Origin of the sequence: Pseudonocardia sp. Ae150A_Ps1 (assembly GCF_001932315.1) — a bacterium.
Lineage (GTDB): Bacteria > Actinomycetota > Actinomycetes > Mycobacteriales > Pseudonocardiaceae > Pseudonocardia.
Genome location: NZ_MCIJ01000001.1, coordinates 6,011,528 through 6,032,573 on the forward strand (window position 1 = coordinate 6,011,528; position 21,046 = coordinate 6,032,573).

Annotated in this window: 16 protein-coding genes, 1 pseudogene and 1 riboswitch; of the genes and pseudogenes, 11 read left to right on the forward strand and 6 right to left on the reverse strand. The window is 73.5% G+C overall.

Annotation, left to right across the window (positions count from 1 at the left end; genetic code table 11):
• Positions 1-3: 3 nt before the first annotated feature.
• From Ae150APs1_RS28345 to Ae150APs1_RS28365, 5 genes are all read left to right on the forward strand, one after another.
• Entirely contained in the window at positions 4-609 is a 606-nt protein-coding gene (locus tag Ae150APs1_RS28345) for a hypothetical protein (protein WP_075301396.1), read from the forward strand.
• A gap of 53 nt (positions 610-662) precedes the next feature.
• Positions 663-738, forward strand: a riboswitch (cobalamin riboswitch).
• Positions 739-829: 91 nt separating this feature from the next.
• Complete coding sequence (gene cobN / locus Ae150APs1_RS28350) at positions 830-4,423, forward strand: cobaltochelatase subunit CobN (RefSeq protein WP_075301398.1); 3,594 nt, start codon at positions 830-832, stop codon at positions 4,421-4,423.
• 226 nt (positions 4,424-4,649) lie between these two features.
• The gene (locus Ae150APs1_RS28355) at positions 4,650-5,036 is read left to right on the forward strand and encodes a hypothetical protein (protein WP_083680497.1); all 387 of its coding nucleotides are present in this window, start codon (positions 4,650-4,652) and stop codon (positions 5,034-5,036) included.
• 2 nt (positions 5,037-5,038) lie between these two features.
• Positions 5,039-6,610: a GMC family oxidoreductase gene (locus Ae150APs1_RS28360; RefSeq protein WP_075301402.1), complete on the forward strand. Its 1,572-nt coding sequence runs from the start codon at positions 5,039-5,041 to the stop codon at positions 6,608-6,610.
• Complete coding sequence (locus Ae150APs1_RS28365; RefSeq protein WP_010225983.1) at positions 6,607-7,152, forward strand: YbhB/YbcL family Raf kinase inhibitor-like protein; 546 nt, start codon at positions 6,607-6,609, stop codon at positions 7,150-7,152. Before Ae150APs1_RS28360 ends, Ae150APs1_RS28365 begins: the two co-directional genes overlap by 4 nt.
• A 53-nt stretch (positions 7,153-7,205) precedes the next feature.
• On the opposite strand, the gene Ae150APs1_RS28370 is transcribed toward Ae150APs1_RS28365, so the two are convergent.
• Entirely contained in the window at positions 7,206-7,631 is a 426-nt protein-coding gene (locus tag Ae150APs1_RS28370) for a MarR family transcriptional regulator (protein WP_075302743.1), read from the reverse strand.
• A gap of 86 nt (positions 7,632-7,717) precedes the next feature.
• On the opposite strand from Ae150APs1_RS28370, the gene Ae150APs1_RS28375 reads away from it, so the two are divergent.
• The 4 genes from Ae150APs1_RS28375 to Ae150APs1_RS28390 all read left to right on the forward strand — a co-directional run bounded on the left by Ae150APs1_RS28375 (position 7,718) and on the right by Ae150APs1_RS28390 (position 11,448).
• Positions 7,718-8,773, forward strand: coding sequence for a substrate-binding domain-containing protein (locus Ae150APs1_RS28375; RefSeq protein ID WP_060572422.1), 1,056 nt, complete (start codon positions 7,718-7,720; stop codon positions 8,771-8,773).
• Between the two features lie 62 nt (positions 8,774-8,835).
• Entirely contained in the window at positions 8,836-9,120 is a 285-nt protein-coding gene (locus Ae150APs1_RS28380) for a zinc ribbon domain-containing protein (RefSeq protein ID WP_060576176.1), read from the forward strand.
• Positions 9,121-9,145: 25 nt separating this feature from the next.
• Complete coding sequence (gene fmdA, locus Ae150APs1_RS28385) at positions 9,146-10,393, forward strand: formamidase (RefSeq protein ID WP_075301404.1); 1,248 nt, start codon at positions 9,146-9,148, stop codon at positions 10,391-10,393.
• Positions 10,390-11,448, forward strand: a complete 1,059-nt coding sequence (locus tag Ae150APs1_RS28390) for an alpha/beta fold hydrolase (RefSeq protein ID WP_075301406.1) — start codon at positions 10,390-10,392, stop codon at positions 11,446-11,448. Before fmdA ends, Ae150APs1_RS28390 begins: the two co-directional genes overlap by 4 nt.
• A 19-nt stretch (positions 11,449-11,467) precedes the next feature.
• Here the strand turns inward: Ae150APs1_RS28390 and Ae150APs1_RS28395 are convergent, their stop codons facing one another.
• On the reverse strand, positions 11,468-12,841 hold the full coding sequence (locus Ae150APs1_RS28395; protein ID WP_083680495.1) for an MFS transporter: 1,374 nt from the start codon (positions 12,839-12,841) through the stop codon (positions 11,468-11,470).
• A 54-nt stretch (positions 12,842-12,895) separates the two neighbouring features.
• A pseudogene (locus Ae150APs1_RS28400) lies at positions 12,896-14,451 on the reverse strand (acetolactate synthase large subunit).
• A 116-nt stretch (positions 14,452-14,567) separates the two neighbouring features.
• Here Ae150APs1_RS28400 and Ae150APs1_RS28405 point away from each other — a divergent pair.
• Positions 14,568-16,040: an MFS transporter gene (locus Ae150APs1_RS28405; RefSeq protein WP_249266505.1), complete on the forward strand. Its 1,473-nt coding sequence runs from the start codon at positions 14,568-14,570 to the stop codon at positions 16,038-16,040.
• A 91-nt stretch (positions 16,041-16,131) separates the two neighbouring features.
• Here Ae150APs1_RS28405 and Ae150APs1_RS28410 read toward each other — a convergent pair whose 3' ends face one another.
• The 3 genes from Ae150APs1_RS28410 to Ae150APs1_RS28420 all read right to left on the reverse strand — a co-directional run bounded on the left by Ae150APs1_RS28410 (position 16,132) and on the right by Ae150APs1_RS28420 (position 19,865).
• Positions 16,132-17,493 (reverse strand): MFS transporter, encoded by a 1,362-nt coding sequence (locus Ae150APs1_RS28410; RefSeq protein WP_075301412.1) that lies wholly within the window; start codon positions 17,491-17,493, stop codon positions 16,132-16,134.
• 97 nt (positions 17,494-17,590) lie between these two features.
• Positions 17,591-18,808 carry an MFS transporter gene (locus tag Ae150APs1_RS28415; protein ID WP_075301414.1) on the reverse strand — a complete coding sequence of 406 codons (1,218 nt, stop codon included), beginning with the start codon at positions 18,806-18,808 and terminating at the stop codon, positions 17,591-17,593.
• A 55-nt stretch (positions 18,809-18,863) separates the two neighbouring features.
• Positions 18,864-19,865: a glycosyltransferase family 2 protein gene (locus tag Ae150APs1_RS28420; protein WP_168170484.1), complete on the reverse strand. Its 1,002-nt coding sequence runs from the start codon at positions 19,863-19,865 to the stop codon at positions 18,864-18,866.
• A gap of 257 nt (positions 19,866-20,122) precedes the next feature.
• Here Ae150APs1_RS28420 and Ae150APs1_RS28425 point away from each other — a divergent pair, with 257 nt between their 5' ends.
• On the forward strand, positions 20,123-21,025 hold the full coding sequence (locus Ae150APs1_RS28425) for an ATP-grasp fold amidoligase family protein (RefSeq protein WP_075301416.1): 903 nt from the start codon (positions 20,123-20,125) through the stop codon (positions 21,023-21,025).
• Positions 21,026-21,046 lie beyond the last annotated feature (21 nt).

Consider the following 21,046-nt stretch of genomic DNA (forward strand, 5'->3'; position numbering starts at 1 on the left):
CCCATGATCGACCGGTTCGACGGCTGGATCTCCGGACTCGGCACGCAGGAGGGGCGGCGGATCGTGGTCGGGTACTGGCCACGGTCCCCGCTCGGGTCCTTCACCGACGTGATGACGGAGGACGCCGGCGGCACCCGGACGCTGCTGGCGCCCTCCGGCGACGTCGCGACGTTCGTGTCCGCCACCTACACGTTCGACGAGGTCCGGGTGGTCCCGGTGACCCACACCGTGCGTGGCGACCGGCGCCAGGTCGTCGCCGGCCCGCTGGAGGTCGCCTGGCGGGTCGGCCCGCGCCCGCCGCTCGGCCTGCTGCTGGGGGCCGTCCCCGGACCGGTCGCCGTGAACCGCCATTGGCTGCGGGCGATCGACCCGCTGGCCCGCCGCGTCCAGCCGGGTGTGCGGACCGTCGGCAGCGCGGGTGGTGGGCGCCGCGAGTACTACGGAGCCCGCGACCTGCACCGGATCGCGGCCGCCGTCGTCCGCTGGGACGGCGTGGACCTCGGCGGCCTCGCACCCGTCGTCCCGGCGGTGCGGTTCGGGTTCGGTTCGGCGCCCGCCTGCCCGTCGCACGTGCGGATCACCACCCTGGTCGAGCGTGCCTTGACGTGACGTGAGCCCGCCCGTGAAGGTGATCCGACAACCGAAGACGGCGGACGGGTCCGCAGGAAGCCGGCGCGAGTCCGGCGCGGTCCCGCCACTGTGAGCCCTCGCCCTCCGGGGGAGGGGAGCCAGACACTGCGCCCGCCCGCCGCGCCCACCTCCACCCGGGACGAGGATCCCGAGGAAGGTCCTTTGCGATGACGCGCGCCACGACCGGGGACGACACCCGGTGATCCTCCTTCTCTCGACCTCCGACACCGACCTGCTCTCCGCCCGGGCCTCGGGCGCCGACTACCGGCTCGCCAACCCGAACCGGGTGGTGCACGACGAGCTGGCGGCGATGGCCGACGAGGCCGACGTCGTGGTCGTCCGGGTGCTCGGTGGCTACCGGTACTTCGAGGAGGGCCTGGACCTGCTGCGGACCCGGTCCACCCCGCTGGTCTGCCTGGGCGGGGAGACGGCCCCGGACGCCGAGATGATGGAGCTGTCCTCCACCTCGGCCGGCATCGCGGCGGAGGCGCACACCTACCTCGCCCAGGGCGGTACCGGGAACCTGCGGCAGCTGCACGCGTTCCTCTCCGACACCGTGCTGCTCACCGGTGAGGGCTTCGAGCCCCCGGAGGAGCTGCCGGAGTGGGGGATCCTCGCGCGCGACGCCGCCGAGCTCGACGGCCCCACCGTCGCCGTCCTCTTCTACCGGGCCCAGTACCTGGCCGGGAACACCACCTACATCGAGGCGCTCTGCGACGCGATCGAGGCGAAGGGCGGGCGCCCGCTGCCGATCTGGTGCGCGTCGCTGCGCCAGGCGCCGTCCGCGCTGCTGGACACCCTGCGCGACGCCGACGCCATGGTCGTCACCGTCCTCGCCGCCGGCGGCACGAAGCCCGCCTCGGCGCAGGCCGGTGGCGAGGACGAGGAGTGGGACGTCACCGAGCTCGCCGCGCTCGACGTCCCGATCCTGCAGGGGCTGTGCCTCACCTCCTCCCGCGCGACCTGGGAGGAGAACGACGACGGCCTGTCCCCGCTCGACGTCGCCACCCAGGTGGCGGTGCCGGAGTTCGACGGCCGCCTGATCACCGTCCCGTTCTCCTTCAAGGAGACCGACGACGACGGCCTCTCGGTCTACGTCCCCGACCACGAGCGGGCCGCCCGGGTCGCCGGGATCGCGGTGAACCACGCGAACCTGGGCCGCGTCCCGAACGCGGACAAGAAGATCGTGCTCATGATGTCGGCCTACCCGACCAAGCACGCCCGGATCGGCAACGCGGTCGGCCTGGACACCCCGGCGAGCGCGATCGCGTTGCTGCGGACGATGGCGGCCGCGGGGTACGACACCGGGGACTTCCCGGGTGTCGAGGCCGGTGACGGCGACGCGCTGATGCACGCGCTGATCGAGGCCGGCGGGCAGGACCCGGACTGGCTGACCGAGGAGAAGCTCGCCGGGAACCCGATCCGGATCTCCGGCGAGACCTACTGGTCCTGGTTCGAGACGCTGCCGGCGGACTTCCGCGACGGCGTCACCGGGCACTGGGGCGACGCGCCCGGCGAGCACTACGTGTCTGGGGGCGACATCGTCGTCGCGGCACTGCGCTCGGGCAACGTGACGCTGATGGTGCAGCCGCCCCGCGGGTTCGGCGAGAACCCGGTCGCGATCTACCACGACCCGGACCTGCCGCCGTCGCACCACTACCTGGCCGCCTACCGCTGGCTGGCGGCGCCGGTGCCGGACGGCGGGTTCGGCGCGCACGCGATCGTGCACATCGGCAAGCACGGCAACCTGGAGTGGCTGCCCGGCAAGACGCTGGGGATGTCGGCGTCGTGCGGCACCGACGCGGTGCTGGGCGACCTGCCCATGGTCTACCCGTTCCTGGTCAACGACCCGGGCGAGGGCACTCAGGCCAAGCGGCGCGCGCACGCGACGCTGGTCGACCACCTCATCCCGCCGATGGCCCGCGCGGAGAGCTACGGCGACATCGCGCGGCTCGAGCAGCTGCTCGACGAGCACGCCAACATCTCCGCGCTCGACCCGGCCAAGCTGCCCGCGATCCGCCAGCAGATCTGGACGCTGATGACCGCGGCGAAGATGGACCACGACCTGGGCCTCGACGAGCGCCCGGACGAGGACGTCTTCGACGACATGCTCATGAACGTCGACGGCTGGCTGTGCGAGATCAAGGACGTCCAGATCCGGGACGGCCTGCACGTCCTCGCCCTGGCCCCGGCCGGCGAGCAGCGGGTCGACCTGGTGCTCGCGATGCTGCGCGCCCGCCAGATGTGGGGCGGCGAGCAGTCGGTGCCCGGCCTGCGGCAGGCACTCGGCCTGGTGGAGGACGGCTCCGAGACCGGCGCCCGCACCGACGCCGTCGAGACGGTGGCCCGCGCCCTGGTCGCCGGAATGGAGAACCGCGGCTGGGACGCCGGCGCCGCCCCGGACGTCGTCGCCTCGGCCGAGGAGCTCCCCGGGGCGGATCTCGCCGCCGTGGAGACGATCCTGCGGTTCGCCGCCGACGAGGTCGTGCCCCGCCTCGACGCCACCGCGCACGAGCTGGACCGGGTGCTGCACGCCCTGAACGGCGGTTTCGTCCCGGCCGGGCCGTCCGGCTCGCCCCTGCGCGGGCTGATCAACGTGCTCCCGACCGGGCGGAACTTCTACTCGGTCGACCCGAAGGCCGTCCCGTCGAAGCTCGCCTGGGAGACCGGGCAGGCGATGGCCGAGTCGCTCGTCGAGCGCTACAAGGCCGACCACGGCGAGTACCCGAGCTCGGTCGGGCTGTCGGTGTGGGGGACCAGCGCCATGCGGACCTCCGGCGACGACGTCGCCGAGGTCTTCGCGCTGCTGGGCGTCCGCCCCGTCTGGGACGAGGCGTCGCGTCGCGTGCGGGACCTCGAGGCGATCGGGCTCGACGAGCTCGGCCGCCCCCGGATCGACGTGACCGTCCGCATCTCCGGGTTCTTCCGGGACGCGTTCCCGCACGTCCTCGCCCTGCTCGACGACGCAGTGAAGCTGGTGTCCGAGCTCGACGAGCCGGCCGAGCAGAACTACGTCCGCGCGCACGTGCTCGCCGACCGCGAGCGGCACGGCGACGACCGCCGCGCCCGCACCCGGATCTTCGGCTCCAAGCCGGGCACCTACGGCGCCGGCCTGCTCCAGCTGGTCGACTCGCGCGACTGGCGGGGCGACTCCGACCTGGCCGAGGTCTACTCGACCTGGGGCGGCTACGCCTACGGCCGCGGCCTCGACGGCGTCCCCGCGCGGGACGACATGGAGAACGCCTACCGGCGCATCGCGGTGGCGGCGAAGAACATCGACACCCGTGAGCACGACATCGCCGACTCCGACGACTACTACCAGTACCACGGCGGCATGGTCGCCACGGTGCGCGCGCTCACCGGCTCCGCGCCGGCCGCGTACGTCGGCGACTCCACGCGGCCCGAGTCGGTCCGCACCCGCAGCCTGCACGAGGAGACGTCCCGGGTGTTCCGCGCCCGCGTGGCCAACCCGCGCTGGATGGCCGCGATGCGCCGGCACGGCTACAAGGGCGCCTTCGAGATGGCCGCGACCGTCGACTACCTGTTCGGCTGGGACGCCACCACCGGCGTCATCGCCGACTGGCAGTACGAGACCCTGACCAGCGAGTACGTGCTGGACCCGGAGAACCGCAAGTTCCTCACCGAGTCCAACCCGTGGGCGCTGCACGGGATGGCGGAGCGGCTGCTGGAGGCCGTCGACCGCGGACTGTGGGAGTCGCCCGAGCCCGCCACGCTGGACGCGCTGCGCCAGGCGTACCTCGAGTCGGAGGGCGACCTCGAGGACGACGAGTAGGTCCGGGGCAGACCCTGTCTCAGAATGAGACAAGGATAGGCTGCCCTAAGCTGTTAGCTCTGTCACTGTCGAGCACGTCGCTCCGCGGCGTCGGATTCCGGCCGGATCTGCTCCGGCCGGAATCCGGAGATTCGTTCGGATTCCGGCCGGGGGACACGTGTGTCCGGAGCCGGAGGAGACAATGACGTATCTGTTGTCGAGACAGGACAGGCAGACGCTCACGAGGGTGGTCTACGCGGCCTTCCCGCACCGCACCTTCCCGGTCGGCCCCTACCAGCGGGCCGCGGACGCCGTGATCGAACAGGCGGTGACCGACCCCCGCATGCTGGCGCAGCTCGTACAGGGCCTCGGCGAGCTCGACGCCCAGCGGGACGTCCCGTTCGCCGAGCTCGACCTCGACACCGCCGCCGCCGTGCTGCGCGGTGCCGACGGCAGCCCGTTCGTCACCGCGATCGTCGACAGCGCGATCGTGACGCTCTACAGCGACCCGGAGGTGTGGGAGCTGCTCGGCTACGAGGGCCCCTCCTTCGACAGGGGTGGCTACGTCGACCGCGGGTTCGACGACCTCGACTGGCTCCCGGAGCCGCGCATCGAGCACCGGGAAGGGGTGTGACCATGCCGAGGTTCGCCTGCGACGACGCCGACGTGGTCGTCGTGATCGGGTCGGGTGCGGGCGGCGGGACCGTCGCGGCCGAGCTCTGCCGGCGCGGCATCAGGACGGTCGTCCTGGAGGCCGGTCCGCACCTGACCGGCGCCGACTACCACCAGGACGAGTGGCCCGCGTTCGCACAGATGGCCTGGACCGATCCGCGAACCACGTCCGGCAGCTGGCAGATCGCGCAGGACTTCCCGAACCTGCCGGCCTGGCTGGTGAAGGCGGTCGGAGGGACCACCACCCACTGGGCCGGCGCGTGCCCGCGGTTCAAGGCCCACGAGCTCGCCGCACGCAGCACGTACGGCGACATCGAGGGCGCGACCCTGCTCGACTGGCCGATCGCGCTGGCCGAGCTGGAGCCGTACTACGACCAGGCGGAGATCAGGATGGGGGTCAGCCACCGGCACGGACGGCCCCCGCTGCCCGCGAACAACAACTACAAGGTGTTCGCGAACGGCGCCGAGAAGCTGGGCTACCAGTACTACGCGACGGGCCCCTACGCCACGAACGCCGAGCCGTACGACGGCCGACCGGCCACCGTCCAGGACGGGTTCAACTTCCAGGGCGACAAGCAGGGATCCAAGTGGTCGACCCTGGTCGCGGAGCTGCCGAAGGCCGAGGCGACCGGCAACCTCGACCTGCGCCCGGACTCGCACGCCACCCAGATCCTGCACGACGCGTCGGGCCGCGCCACCGGCGTGCTCTACGTCGACCGCAACGGTGCCCTGCGCCGCCAGCGCGCCGCCGTGGTGTGCGTGGCGGGCAACGCGATCGAGACCGCCCGGCTCCTGCTGCTGTCGGAGTCGCCGCAGCACCCCGACGGGCTCGCCAACTCGTCGGGCCAGGTCGGACGCAACTACATGCGGCACACCACCGGGACGGTGTGGGGGCAGTTCGACAAGCCCGTCCACATGTACCGCGGCGAGACGATGGCCGGCGTGATCTCCGACGAGTCCCGGCACGACCCTTCGCGCGGGTTCGTCGGCGGCTACTACATGGAGACGATCTCGCTGGGCCCGGCGTTCCTCGCCAAGTTCGTCGCGCCCGGCAAGTGGGGCTCGCAGCTGACCGAGCTGCTCGACGGCTACCGGAACACCGCCGGCATGTGGATCCTCGGCGAGGACATGCCGCAGGCGGGGAACCGGATCACGCTCAGCGGGGAGACGGTCGACGCGCACAAGCTGCCCGTCGCCGACGTCCACTTCGACGACCACCCCAACGACGTCGCGATGCGCCGGCACGGCCAGACGCAGGGCGCCGCGGTCTACCGGGCCGTCGGCGCGCACCGCACGATCGAGACGCCGCCCTACCCGTCGACGCACAACCTCGGGACGTGCCGGATGAGCCAGCGGCCCCGCGACGGCGTCGTCGACCGGTTCGGCCGGACCCACGACATACCGAACCTGTTCGTCTCCGACGGCAGCGTGTTCACCACCGGTGCCGCCGCGAACCCGACGCTGACGATCGTCGCGCTGGCCCTGCGGCAGGCCGAGTACATCGCGACCGAGCTGGACAAGGAGCTCGCAGCATGACCGCACCGACGAGCGCGCCACCCGACCCGTACGCGTTCCTGCCCGCCGTCCCGACCTTCACCGTGACCAGCACCGACGTCGCCGACGGCACCCCGCTCGCTGCGCCGCAGGTCAGCGGGATCATGGGCGCCGGCGGTGAGGACAGGTCGCCGGCGCTGAGCTGGCACGGCCATCCGAGCGCGACCCGCAGCTTCGCCGTCACCTGCTACGACCCGGACGCGCCGACGGCCGCCGGCTTCTGGCACTGGGCGGTGGCCGACATCCCGGCGTCGGTCACCGGACTCGAGGCCGGAGCCGGTTCCGACGACGGCTGGCTGCTGCCCGAGGGTGCGCTCGCGCTGCGCAACGACGCGGGTCTGCACCGGTACCTGGGCGCGGCCCCGCCGGAGGGGCACGGCGTGCACCACTACTACTTCGTGGTGCACGCGGTCGACGTGCCGCGGATCGGGATCCCTCGTGACGCCGGTGGGTCCTACCTCGGGTTCCTGCTGTTCTCGCACACGCTCGCCCGGGCGACGGTGGTCGCCGAGTACGAGCGCTGAGGCGGCCGGCGCCGCTCGTGAGTGGTCGTGGCGGCCAAGACCACCACGACCACTCACGAGTGGCCGAGCCGCTCCAGCGCGGCCAGCACGAGGTCCGCGTCCGGCCCGAGGGCGTCGTGGACCTCGCGCTCGACCGCGTCGACACCGGCGCGCAGCGATCCGTGCAGCTCGCGGCCCCGCGCGGCCAGCAGCACCAGCACCCGTCGCCGGTCGATCTCGTCCGGGCGGCGGTAGACCAGGCCGCGTTCCACCAGCCGGTCGACGATCTTCGTCAGGGTCGGCGCCGGCACCATCGCGTGCGCGGCGATCTCCGACATCGGGTGGCCCTCGCCGTCGGCGAGCAGGTCCAGCACCCGCCAGGCGTCCAGACCCGGGCCGTGCGGCGGCCGCACGAGCTCCTCGATGCGCCGCTCCACCCGGTTCGCGGCGCGGCCCAGCGCGGCGGCGGCACCGGCGGTGCGCGGCTCGGCGGCGCTCAACACGTCCTCCTCGGCAGTCGGGCGTAGTGACGTGGTCGCTGTCATCGTAAACACTGTCACCTCGAACGGATCCGGAGGTGACGCCCGTGACCACCACGCTCGACGTCGCCTTCGTGGTCCCGCGCAGCGGGCCCGCCGGGCTGTTCGGGCCGGCCTGCGAGGCCTGCGGGGACCTCGCCGCCGCCGAGCTGAACGAGGCCGGGGGAGTGCTCGGGCGGGAGGTCCGCCTGCACCCGGTCGACGGCGGCCGCGCACCCGCCGCCGTCGCGGCCGAGGTGGCGGGGCTGCTCGACGCCGGCGTCGTCGGCGCGGTCTCGGGCTGGCACATCTCGGCGGTCCGCCAGGCGCTCGCACCGGTCGTCGGCGGCCGGGTGCCCTACGTCTACGCGCCGCTCTACGAGGGCGGCGAGCGGACGCCGGGGATCTTCCTCACCGGCGAGACACCGGAGAACCAGGTGCTCCCCGGGCTGCGCTGGATGGCCGCGGAGCTCGGCGTCCGCACGTGGTGCGTGGTCGGCAACGACTACGTCTGGCCGCGGGGCTCCGCCCGGGTGGTGAGGCGCTGGGCCCGCGGGACGCCGGACGTCCGGGTGCTCGACGAGACCTTCCTCCCGCTGGGCACCGACGACTTCGGTCCCGCGGTCGAACGGGTGCGCCGCTCCGGTGCGCAGGGCGTGCTCATGTTCCTGGTCGGCTCCGACGCGGTCGGGTTCAACCGGGCCTTCGCCGCGGCCGGCGCGGACCGCGGCCGGGTGCGGTTCTCCCCGCTGATGGAGGAGAACATGCTGCTCGCGACCGGGGCGGAGGCCACCCGCGAGCTCTACGCGGCGGCCGGCTGGTTCGAGACGCTCGCGACGGCGTCGGCGCTGGAGTTCTCCGGCCGCTATGCCGCGCGGTTCGGCGTCCGGGCGCCGGTGCCCGGGGCGCTCGCCGAGTCGTGCTTCGAGGCGGTCACCCTGCTCGGCGCGCTCGCCGGGCGGGCCCGGTCGACCGATCCGGCCGCGCTGCTGGCCGTCGCCGAGTCCACGGGGTTCGACGGTCCCCGCGGCGCCGTGTCGCTGCACGACGGGCACCTGCGCCAGGACGTCTACCTGGCCCGTGCGGACGGCCTGTCCTTCGACGTTCTCGACCGTCTCGCTTGACACCAGGTCGTATCGATCGACATATTTCCATCTGACAGTAACTGCGTCGGATGGGGCCCCGCGTGCCGACCTACACCCACCACTGCCCGGACTGCGGCGAGTTCGACCTGGTCCGTCCGATGGCCCGCTCCGGCGCCGGGGCGTCCTGCCCGGGCTGCGGCGCGGACGCGCGGCGGGTCTTCGGGGCACCGGCGCTGCGCGGCGTCGATCCCGCCCTGCGCCGCGCGCTCGACGACTCCGCCGCGAGCGCCGACGCCCCGGCCGTCGTGTCCTCGGTGCCCGGCCGGTCGCGGCGCGCCACCCCGGTGACCCGGGACCCGCGCCACGCCCGCCTGCCGCGCCCCTGAGCCCAGCACAGACAGGAGTACCGCCGTGCCCGATGTCGTGTTCACCGTCGACCAGGCGAAGTCCATGCGCGACCAGGCCGTTCCCGGCCACAACCGCTGGCACCCGGACATCCCGCCCGCCGTCACCGTCCGGCCCGACTCGACGATCCGCGTGGAGTGCCGGGAGTGGACCGACGGGCAGATCGGCAACAACGACTCCGCGAACGACGTCCGCGACGTCGACCTGCGCGGCGCGCACATGCTGTCCGGGCCGATCGCGATCGAGGGTGCCGAGCCGGGTGACCTGCTCGTCGTCGACATCCTCGATCTCGGGCCGGTGCCGCAGGAGACCGGCCCGGCACCCGGTCAGGGCTGGGGCTACACCGGGATCTTCTCCAAGCAGAACGGCGGCGGGTTCCTGACCGACACGTTCCCGGACGCGTACAAGGCCATCTGGGACTTCGCCGGCCAGAAGGCCACCTCCCGGCACGTCCCCGGCGTATCCTACACCGGGATCACGCACCCCGGGCTGTTCGGGACCGCGCCGTCCCCGGAGCTGCTGGCCCGCTGGAACGCCCGGGAGCGGGCGCTGATCGCGACCGACCCGGACCGGGTGCCGGCGCTGGCCCTGCCGCCGCTGGAGGACGAGGTGCTCGGCGGGACGGCGTCGGGTGACATGCTGGCCGGGATCGCCCGGGACGGCGCACGGACCGTCCCCGCCCGGGAGAACGGCGGCAACCACGACATCAAGAACTTCACCCGCGGCTCCCGGGTGTTCTACCCGGTGCACGTGCCCGGCGCCTTGTTCTCGGGCGGTGACCTGCACTTCTCCCAGGGCGACGGCGAGATCACCTTCTGCGGCGCCATCGAGATGGGCGGGTTCATCGACTTCCACGTCGACCTGATCAAGGGCGGGATGGCGACCTACGGCGTCACCACCAACCCGATCCTGATGCCCGGCAACGTCGAGCCGCGCTACTCCGAGTTCGTGACCTTCATCGGGATCGGCGTCGACCACACCACCGACACCCAGCTCTACAACGACGCGACCGTCGCCTACCGCAACGCGTGCCTCAACGCCGTCACCTACCTGGAGAAGTTCGGGTACTCGGGCCCGCAGGCGTACCTGCTGCTCGGGTCGGCGCCGATCGAGGGCCGGGTGTCGGGCGTCGTCGACATCCCGAACGCGTGCTGCTCGCTCTACCTGCCGACGGCGATCTTCGACGACGACATCCGCCCGTCGGCGGCCGGCCCGGCCCGGCGGGACCGGGGGAGCTGCGCGGTGTCGTCGTGACGCACTACGGCCGCGAGGTCCCGCACGAGGTCTTCGAGATCCGGGAGCTCGAACTGGCCTGCGGCCGGACGCTGCGCCCGGCCCGGATCGCCTACCGCACCTACGGCCAGCTGAACGCCGACCGGAGCAACGCGGTCCTGTACCCGACCTGGTACTCGGGCCGGCACTGGGACAACGAGTGGCTGATCGGCGAGGGCCGGGCGCTCGACCCGGCGCGCTGGTTCGTGATCGTGCCGAACATGCTGGGCAACGGCCTGTCGACGTCACCGTCGACCGTGCCGCACCCCGACGACGGGCCGAGCTTCCCGCCGATCCGGGTGATCGACAACGTCGCGGCCCAGCACCGTCTGGTCACCGAGCTGTTCGGGATCGAGCGGCTCGCGCTCGTGCTGGGCTGGTCGATGGGTGCCGGGCAGACCTACCAGTGGGCCGTCAGCCACCCGGAGATGGTGCAGCGGATGCTGCCGTTCTGCGGGTCGCCGCGCACCGCACCGCACAACCGCGTCTTCCTCGACTCGCTGCGGGCTGCCCTAACCGCCTCGGCCGGGTTCGACGGCGGCCGCTACACGACGCCGCCGGTCCAGGGGCTGCGCGCCTTCGCCCGGATCTATGCGGGCTGGGGGTTCTCCCAGGCGTTCTACAGGGAGGAGCGCTGGCGCGAGCTCGGGTTCACCTCGCTGGAGGACTTCGTCGTCGGCTTCTGGGAGGGGTTCTTCCTGGACGGGCGGGACCCGAACAACCTGCTCACGATGCTCGACACCTGGTGGCACGGCGACGTCGGTGCGACGCCCGGTTTCGGCTCCACCGAGGAGGCGCTCGCCTCGATCCGGGCGAGGGCGATCGTCATGCCGGCCGAGAAGGACCTCTACTTCCCGCCCGAGGACGAGGCCTGGGCGGTGTCGCAGATGACCAACGGCGCGGAGCTGCGGGTGATCCCGGGCGTCTGGGGGCACTTCGCCGGCGGCGGGCCGGGGGAGCGGGCGCCGGACAACCCCGACACGCTGTTCATCGACGCCGCCGTCGCCGAGCTCCTGGCCGGGCCCTCCGGGATCTGACGGCGGATCCGACGGCGGATCAGCCGGGGAGGCGGGTGCGGGAGGCGGTCGCGGCGCCGGTCAGGGCCAGGACCGCCACAGCCCCGAGCAGCACCGGCATCGCGACGGCCGGGGAGGCCAGCAGCACCAGCAGCGCACCGCCCAGCCCGACGAACGACGCGTTCGCCAGCTGGTCGAGCAGCTGCGCGGCCGACGAGTGGCCGCCGACGTCGGCCGGGGCGGAGTGCGCCAGCGTCAGGTAGGCGACCGCGGAGAACGCGACGCCCATCCCGAGCCCCGCGCACCCCCAGGCGACGACCGCGACCCAGCCCGGCAGCCAGCCGGCGGCGACCGGGAGGAGACCCACCTGACCGACCGCGATCATCACGAACCCGGCGCGCAGCATCGCCGACCGGTCCCGGTCCGGGTGGCGGCCCTGCCAGGCCGCGGCCGCGGACCAGCCGAGCGAGGCGACGATCAGCGGGATCCCGGCGGCGGAGAGCGACCAGCCGTGCGTCGCGGTGAGGATCAACGGCAGGAACGACACCACGGAGAGGAACGCGCCCGCGACCAGGCCCCGGGCGGCGACGACGGCCGGTATCCCGGGACGGGCCGTGAACGTCCCGCGCGGCAGCAGCCGCCGCAGCGACGGGACGAGCAGCACCAGCGCGACCGTCCCCACCACGGCGCCGTGGACGTCGACGTTCTCGAACGCCCAGCTCAGCCCGGCCACGCCGAGCGCGGCACCGGCCGCGGCGAGCACCGTCGGCGTCCCGGCGGGGCCGGGCGGGCGCGGGGCGGGTGGACCGAGCCGGCGCACCGCGGGCAGGACCAGGACCAGCGCCGACCCGACGACGGGCAGCAGCCCGAGGAACACCCAGTGCCAGGAGAACCGCTCGGTGACGACGGCCGCGAGCGGCGGGCCGACCAGCGACGGCAGCACCCACGCCGAGGAGATCAGCCCGAACACCGCGGGCCGCAGCCGCGCCGGGTACACCTCGGCGACCAGCACGTACACCGCGACGCCCTGCACCCCGGCGCCGAGCCCCTGCAACACGCGCCCGGTCAGCAGCGCGCCCATCACCTCCGCGGACCCGGCGACCAGCAGCCCGGCGCCGAACACCACCGGGGCCACGACGAGCGCCACGCGGGGGCCGCGGGCGTCGCACCAGCGGCCGCCGGCGACCGTCCCGAACACCGCGGCGGCGAGGAACAGCACGAACGGCCAGGCGTAGAGGGTGACGCCGCCGAGATCGGCGACGATCTCCGGCATCGCCGTGCCGACGCCCATCGCCTCGAACGCGGTGAGGCTGATCAGCAGCAGGATCCCGACGGTCGTCGGGGCCCGGTCCGCCGACCAGACGCCGGGCTCCTGACCTGCTCGCCCCCCGACCGTCCCGACCACACGGGACACCCTGCGCCCTGCACCCCGGTCGAGGTCAAGCCGGTTACGGCGGCCCCGTCGGCCTCAGCCCGGCGCCGGGACGATCGCCTCGATCAGGTGCGGTCCCGGCTCGGCGCGCGCCCAGCGCAACGCCTCGAGGAGCTCCTCGGTCGTCGTGACCCGCCGGGCCGGGACGCCGAGGCCGGTCGCCAGCGCGGTGAAGTCCGGGGTCGGGTCGGTCAGGCTCAGCATCCGCCCGGCACGCCCGGAGTGCGCGGCCTCCCCGGCCCCGGTGCGGGCCAGCTCGACCCGCAGGATCGCGTACGCCGCGTTGTTGATCAGCACCGTGGTGACGTCGAGCTGCTCACGGGCCTGGGTCCACAGCGCCTGCAGGGTGTAGAGCGCGCTGCCGTCGGCCTGGACCGCCACCACCGGACGGTCCGGGGCGGCGATCGCGGCCCCCACCGCGGCCGGCGGGCCCTGCCCGATCGCACCGCCGGTCAGCGCGAGCTGGGTGTGCGGGGCGGCGGTCTGCAGGGCGGGCGCGAGCACCGCGGAGGCGGTGAGCGACTCGTCGACGACGATCGCGTCGTCCGGCAGGGTCGCCGCGACCGCCGCGCACAGCGACCGGACGTCGAGCGGGCCCGGCCCGGGCTCGGCTGCCGCCCGTGGTGCCGGCTCGGCGACGGCGTCGGCGGCGACCCGGTCGGCGAGCGCCACCAGCGCGGCCTCCGCGTCCGACGACGGGTCGGCCAGCCCCACCACCGGGCAGTTGTCCGGCACGAGGTCTCCCGGCACACCGGGGTAGCCGAAGAACGACACCGGCGACCGCGCACCGGCCAGGACCAGCGAGGACGCGCCGGAGAGCTGGTCGATCGCCTGCTCGGCGAAGTACCCGAGCTTGTCGATGCGGGGGCGCCCGGCACCGGTCTCCCAGCGTCGGGGGAACGTCTCCACCAGCAGACGGGTCCCGGTCGCGGCGGCGATCCGGCCGGCCGCGTCGACCCCGCGGGCGGTCAGGCCCGGACCGCCCAGCAGGATCACCGCGCCCGGCGTGCCGACGGCCATCGCCGCGTCGGCGACCCGCTGCTCCGACGGTGGCTCGGGGACGGCGGCCGTCCGGGCCGGTGCGGGCGCGCCGCCCTCGGACCACGAGACGTCGGCGGGCAGTACGAGGGTCGCGACCTGCCCGCCGCGCTCCGAGGTCGCCGCGACCGCGCGGACGGCGTCGTCGGCGACGTCGCGGACGTCGCCGGAGGTGTGCACCCACCCCGACACGGTCCGCGCGACGGAGGTGATGTCGGACTCCAGCGGCGCGTCGTGCCGGACGTGGTCGGTCGCGTGCGCACCCACCACGCACAGCAGGGGGGTGCCGGCCCGGCGCGCGTTGTGCAGGTTCGCCAGTCGTTCCCGAGGCCCGGCCCGAGGTGCAGCAGGACGGCGGCCGGTCGCCCCGCGATGCGCGCGTAGGCGTCCGCCGCCCCGGTGGCGACCCCCTCGAACAGGGTCAGCACGCCCCGCATCCCCGGGACGTCGTCCAGTGCCTGCACGAAGTGCATCTCCGAGGTGCCGGGGTTCATGAAGCACACCTCGACACCCGCCCCGACCAGCGATCCGACCAGCGCCTGGGCGCCCCTCACCGGACGGCCCTCACCCACGTCGTCGTCATGATCCCCAGTCCACACCCTGTGACACCGCCCGGAGAACCCGGGTCCCGAGTTGCGCCGAGCACCGTGACGGCGGGGAATGGACCCCTGTGAGTACCGAACCCGACCCGCGGCGCTGGCGGGCCCTGTCCGTCTGCCTCGTCGCGGGCTTCATGAGCCTGCTCGACGTCAGCATCGTCAACGTGGCGCTGCCGTCGATGCAGGCGGGCCTGGGCGCGTCCGCAGCACAGCTGTCCTGGGTGGTGTCGGGCTACGCGCTGACGTTCGGCCTGGTCCTGGTGGCCGCGGGGCGCCTCGGCGACGACCGCGGCCGCCGCCGGATGTTCCTGCTCGGCCTCGGGCTGTTCACCCTCACCAGCGCCGCAGCCGGTCTCGCGCCGACCCCCGAGGTCCTGGTCGCGGTGCGCCTGCTGCAGGGGGTGTCGGCCGGGCTGCTGTCCCCGCAGGTCGTCGGGTTCATCCAGGACCTGTTCCGCGGCCCCGAGCGCGGGACGGCGTTCGGGATGTTCGGCGCCGTCGTCGGGATCTCGACGGCGGTCGGGCCGCTGCTCGGTGGCCTGCTGCTGGCGTGGACCGGCGACGCGGGCGGCTGGCGGTGGGTGTTCTTCGTGAACATCCCGATCGGCGTGGCCGCGCTGGTCTTCGCGGCCCGGCTGCTCCCTGCGGACGGGGTCGGCCGCGCCGCCCGCCGGCCGCTGGACCTGCCCGGGGCGGTGCTGCTCGGCGTCGGTGTGGTGAGCCTGATGCTGCCGCTGGTGCTCTCCGAACGAGACCCGGCGCGCGCCCCGTGGTGGCTGCTCGCGGTCTCGGTGGCGGCGCTGGCCGCGTTCGTGGCCTGGGAACGGCGGGCGAAGCGGAGCCACGGGCACCCGCTGGTCGACTTCGCGCTGCTGCGGACCCGCAGCTACGCGGCGGGCGCCACGCTCGGCATGACCTACTTCGCCGGGTTCACCTCGATCTTCTTCGTGCTCACGCTCTACCTGCAGAACGGCCTCGGCTACACGCCGCTGCAGACCGGCCTGGCGATGACGCCGTTCGCGCTCGGGTCCGCGGTGACGTCCGCGCTGGGCGGCCGGCTGGTGTCGCAGTTCGGGCAGCCGATGGTGGTCGTCGGGCTCGCCGTCGTCCTGCTGGGGCTGGTCGCCACCGACGTGGTGCTCGCCGCCACCGCGGGCGACGCGGCGGCGACCGGCGCCGCGATCGCCGGCACCCTGCTGGTGGCCGGCGTGGGCGGCGGGCTCGTCGTCGCACCGAACCAGACCCTCGCGCTCGCCGAGATCCCGCCGGCGTCCGGCGGCACCGCGGCCGGCGTGCTGCAGACCGGGCAGCGGATCGGGACGGCGGTGGGCCTGTCCGCCGTCGGGGCGGTCTTCTTCGGCCGGCTGAGCGCGACCGGCGACTGGGCGTCGGCGATCTCCCGCGGCCTCATGATCACCGTCGGGCTGGTCGCGGTCGCGCTCGTCCTCGGCGTGGCCGATCTCGTCGCGGCGCGGCGCCGCGGGCGGACGCCGGCCGGGGTCGCCCACGACCCCGGGCCACCCTCGCCGACCGGCGGCGACTGACCCGGGACTCTCGTGTCCCCGGAACCCGGCCGGGCCGGCACCTCGCCGGCCCGCGCCGCGACGATCATCCATCCGGGGGACGGGACGCCGGTCAGGGGGTCCCGGTACGGCCGTCGACGGCCGCCGGGGTGGCCGTCTCGTCGCGCAGCCCCGTCCGCAGCGTCTCGGTCATCAGGTACGAGCAGCCCATCGACACCAGTGCGATGAACGCGACGTACCCGGCGACCGCGTAGAGCGACCCGGTCCAGGCCACCAGCGCGGTGCACAGCAGCGGCGCGACCCCGCCCAGGATCGAGGCGATCTGGTAGGCCAGCGACGCCCCGGAGTACCGCATCCGGGTCGAGAACTGCTCCGCGAAGAACGCCGACTGCGGCCCGTAGACGGCGGACCGGCAGGCCTGCACGACGAGCCCGCCGAGGGTGAACAGCCACACGTTCGACGTCGAGACCAACCAGAAGTACGGCACCGCGAACAGCGCCAGGCACCCCATCCCGGCCAGGAACATCGGCCGCCTCCCGAGCCGGTCCGACAGCAGCCCGAACAGCAGGATCATCGGGATGTCGGACAGCGACAGGAACGCGTTCGCCGTGAGGATCGTCGTCCGCTCGTAGGCGAGCTCCTGGGTGGCGTAGGTGACCAGCCAGACCGAGCCGACGTAGAACGTCGAGTTCGTCGCGAGGAACGACCCGGCGGCGAGCAGGATCTCCTTCGGGTAGGTGCGCAGCGCCTCGACCACCGGCATCCGGTTCGCGGCCTTCTCGTCCATCGTCTTCTGGAACACCGGCGACTCGTGGACGCCGAGCCGGATCCACATGCCGACGCCGATCAGCGCGATGCTGCCGATGAAGGGCACCCGCCAGCCCCAGGCCAGGAACTGCTCGTCGGTGAGCACCGCCGACAGCACGGCGAAGGTCGCCGTCCCCATCACCAGGCCGAGCGGGACGCCGACCTGGGGCCAGCTGCCGTAGTACCCGCGGCGGTGCGCCGGGGCGTGCTCGACGGCCACCAGCGCCGCCCCGCCCCACTCACCGCCGACACCGAAGCCCTGCAGGAACCGCAGGGTCACCAGCAGGATCGGCGCCCAGATGCCGAGCGTGTCGTACCCCGGCAGCAGGCCCATGCCGACCGTCGCCGCCCCCATCAGGAGCAGCGAGTACACGAGCATCGGTTTCCGGCCGATCCGGTCACCGAAGTGCGCGAACACCGCGCCGCCGACCGGGCGGGCGATGAAGCCGACCGCGAACGCGCCGAACGCCGACAGCGTGCCGGTCAGCGGATCGACGGACGGGAAGAACACCTGGCCGAACACCAGTGCGGCGGCCGTGCCGAAGATGAAGAAGTCGTACCACTCGATGGTGGTACCGATGAGGCTGGCGGTGGCGACCTTGCGGGACGACCGGAGCGCAGGTGCTGCGGGCTGTCCCGGCGACGCCGGCGGGACGGTGGCGGACATGGCCGAGGACGGTATGTCCGCGCCCGGATCATGTCGAGATGCACGGCTGATCCTGTCGCAGCGGGTCGCGATGCTGTCGATCGGGGTACACGCCGCGTCAGCGGTTCGCGGACCGGCCCGTCAGAACCCCCGCGACGAGCAGGACGACGAGCCCCGCGAGCGGAACGACGAGCAGCCCGGTGCGCAGCTCGGTGGCGTCCGCGATCACGCCGACGACCGGGGGAGAGGCCAGGAACCCGATCCGCATCAGCCAGGTGACGACGGTCAGCCCGGTACCCGGGGCGAGGCCGGGCAGCGCGTCGGCGGCCGTCATCGCGGCCGGGACCAGCGTCGCGACGCCGAACCCGGCGATCCCGAACCCGGCGATCGTGCCGGGCACCGTCGGGAACGCCAGCGCGAGTCCCATCCCGGCCAGCACCAGCGCGCCACCGGTCCGGGCGACCAGCCGTTGCCCGAAGCGGTCCACCATCCGGTCGCCGAGCAGCCGCCCGACGAACTGACAGCCCTGCAGCGCGACGAACCCGAGGCCGGCGACCGCCGCGCCTGCGCCCAGCCCCTGGAGGTACACGGCGGCCCAGGTGGCCCCGGAGTCCTCGACGAGGGTCCCCGAGTTGGCGATCACGCCGAACACGAGCAGCAGCACGGTGCGCCCGGCGAGGCCGGCCCACGGACGCCGCGTCCGCCCGGTGGCGGCGGGCTCGTCCTCGTCGGCCGGGCGTTCGGTCTCCTCCGGGCCCGGCAGCAGCAGCGGGTACACCGAGACGGCGATCAGCACCGACAGCAGCGACGACAGGCCCAGGTGCAGGCCGAGCGGCACCCCGGTCCCGGCCGCCGCCGAACCCATCAGCCCGCCGGCCACCGCCCCGACCGACCACACCGCGTGGAACGAGTTGAGGATGGACCGCCCGTACCGGCGCTGCACCCGCAGGCCGTGCGCGTTCTGCGCCACGTCGACGACGGCGTCCGCCGCGCCCACCAGGAACATCGCGGCGGCGAACAGCCCCCACGACGGGGCGAACGCCACCAGCACGACACCGACCGCGATCGCGGCCATCCCGAACGACGCGACCCGCGACGAACGGAACCGGGCGATCAGCGCGCCCGCCGTGAGACCCGCGAGCAGCGCGCCGAACGGCATCGCGGCCACCGCCACGCCCAGCTGGGCGTTGCTCAGTCCCAGGTCGTCCTTGATCTCCGGGAACCGCGGCAGGAGGTTCGCGTAGACGAGCCCGTTGGTGAGGAACACCAGCCCGACGCCGGCCCGCGCGCGTCGCTCGGTCCGTCCGGGTGGCGGCGCGGTCGTTCGTCCCGTCACGGCACCGATGATGCAGGACGCACCGGGCGGCCCCGTACCCGGTTTTCCCGGGCGGTCACCCGCGCATCGAGTTGATCCTCCCGGCGGTGCGCAGCGCGCCGGACATCCCCTTGTAGGCGCCGCTGCGGGCGCCGTCACGCAGGTTGCGCAGCTGGGCGCGGCGCTCCCGGCCCGCGCTGCTCCACGCCAGCAGCGACCGGCCCCACGAGTCGCGGGCGAGCTCCTTCGCGCCGGCCTCGCGGGCCAGCAGCGACCAGCGGTCGCCGAAGTCGTCGAGTCCGTCGCGGTAGGCGAACACGGCGGGCCGGATGTAGGCCAGGCCCGGGTGCTTGCGGCGCATCGACGGCGCGTACTCGGCGATCACCTTGTCCAGGCACTCGAAGCGGCGCTGGCGGTTGGAGCTGATCGACCCGGCCCGCATCAGGCGCATGTCGAGCAGGAACCGGCGGGTGCCCCACATCAGCGGGTAGTTCGACCCGGCCGCGATCCGCAGCCACATCTCGAAGTCGACGGCCGAGGGCAGCGACGAGTCGAAGCCGCCGACCTGGTCGAAGCAGGCCCGGCGGATCATCAGCGAGCTGCCGTTGTGCGGCGGGTTGTTCTCCACCAGCTGCTTGTCGATGTCGACGACGCCGGAGGGCTGCCAGCGCAGCGCCACGACCTGGCCGCTCTCCAGCATCACGCGGGTGTGGCAGTACGCCATGCCGACCCCGGGCGGCGCGGTGTACATCGTCTCGAGCATGTGCCGCAGGAACTGCGGGTGCCAGCGGTCGTCGCCGTCGAGGAACGCGACGAACGGGGCGGCGCTCTCGGCCAGTGCCCGGTTGCGCGCGGCGCCGGACCCGCCGTTCTCGACCTGCAGGAGCCGGATCCGGGGGTCGCGCTCCGCGCGGGCCCGCACGATCTCGGCGGTGTCGTCGGTCGAGCCGTCGTCGACGATCAGGTACTCGAAGCGTGACTCGGTCTGCGCGAGCACGGAATCGATCGACTCGCCGATCCACGGGCCCACGTTGTAGGCAGGGGTGATCACCGTCACCAGAACGTCGCGGTTCCGCACGATCGGCACGTTATCAAGACTCCCTCGGGATCACGCTCGGCCGATACCACCCCGGGCGGACGGACGAACAGGTGTGACGCAGCGGCATGGCCGGCGCCGGCCGCTGGGCCGACGAGGTGACCATTCCCTGCAATTCACAACGGATCCCGGCTCCGGAGGGTTACGCCCCCCGCGGCGAAAGCACCGTCCGGTGCGGTGACCGGGCGTCACCGGACCTCCGCGGGGTGCGCCGAGCGGCGCCCGCTATCGTCCACAGAATGTCGTTCGACGCCCGGGTGATGCTGTCCCGCCGGCTCCGATTCCTGCCGCACCGCGCATTCGCGATCATGCACCATGCGCTGTTCCAGGGTGAAATATCGACGCTGCGGAAACCGAGGACCTACGCGCAACTCCTCGCGAAGAAGAATCTCGGTGAACAGTCCGAACTCGTCCACATCACGGCGGACAAGTACCGGGTGCGCGAGCACGTCGCCGACCGGATCGGGGCCGAGCACCTCATCCCGCTGGTCCAGGTCGTCGAGCGCGTGGAGGACCTCGACCTGGAGGCGCCGCAGCAGCCCTACGTCGTGAAGGGCACCCACGGCTGCGACATGACGATCCTCGTGCCGCACCCGGCCGCCGCCGACCACGCGAAGATCCGTTCGGCGGTGGCCCGGTGGCTGGGCACCGACTTCTTCCGGCACGGCTGGCGGGAGCGGCCCTACGAGGGGCTCACCCCGCGGGCGGTCGTCGAGGAGATGATCGGCGACGGGACGGGGGCGCCGAACGACTACAAGTTCTTCGTCTTCCACGGCGAGCCGGCGATGGTCGTCGTCGACCAGAACCGGTTCGTCGCGCACACCTCCACGATGCTGCACCCCGACTGGGTGCCGTTCCGGATCGCCGGGCGGTTCGCGCAGGCGGAGGCGCTCCCGGAGAAGCCGGCCTGCTACGACCGGATGCTGGAGATCGCGCGCACCTTCGGCAAGGACTTCACCTTCGCCCGGATCGACCTCTACGACGTCGACGGCCACGTCTACTTCGGCGAGATCACGCACAACCCCGGCGGGGGCCTGGTCCGGCTGCGCCCGCGGGCGTTCGACCGGGCACTGGGGAACCTGTGGCGCCACGGCACCCCGATCCCCGAGAAGTTCATCGACCGGGCCTCCGCGACCCGCTGAGCGGCTCCGGCCCGCCCGGGC

Excerpts from the sequence above, each read along its gene's own strand:
- Ae150APs1_RS28345 (WP_075301396.1), top strand. The coding sequence starts at position 4 with ATGATCGACCGGTTCGACGGCTGGATCTCCGGACTCGGCACGCAGGAG.
- Ae150APs1_RS28360 (WP_075301402.1), top strand. The coding sequence starts at position 5,039 with ATGCCGAGGTTCGCCTGCGACGACGCCGACGTGGTCGTCGTGATCGGG.
- Ae150APs1_RS28365 (WP_010225983.1), top strand. The coding sequence starts at position 6,607 with ATGACCGCACCGACGAGCGCGCCACCCGACCCGTACGCGTTCCTGCCC.
- Ae150APs1_RS28410 (WP_075301412.1), bottom strand. The coding sequence starts at position 17,493 with ATGTCCGCCACCGTCCCGCCGGCGTCGCCGGGACAGCCCGCAGCACCT.
- Ae150APs1_RS28425 (WP_075301416.1), top strand. The coding sequence starts at position 20,123 with ATGTCGTTCGACGCCCGGGTGATGCTGTCCCGCCGGCTCCGATTCCTG.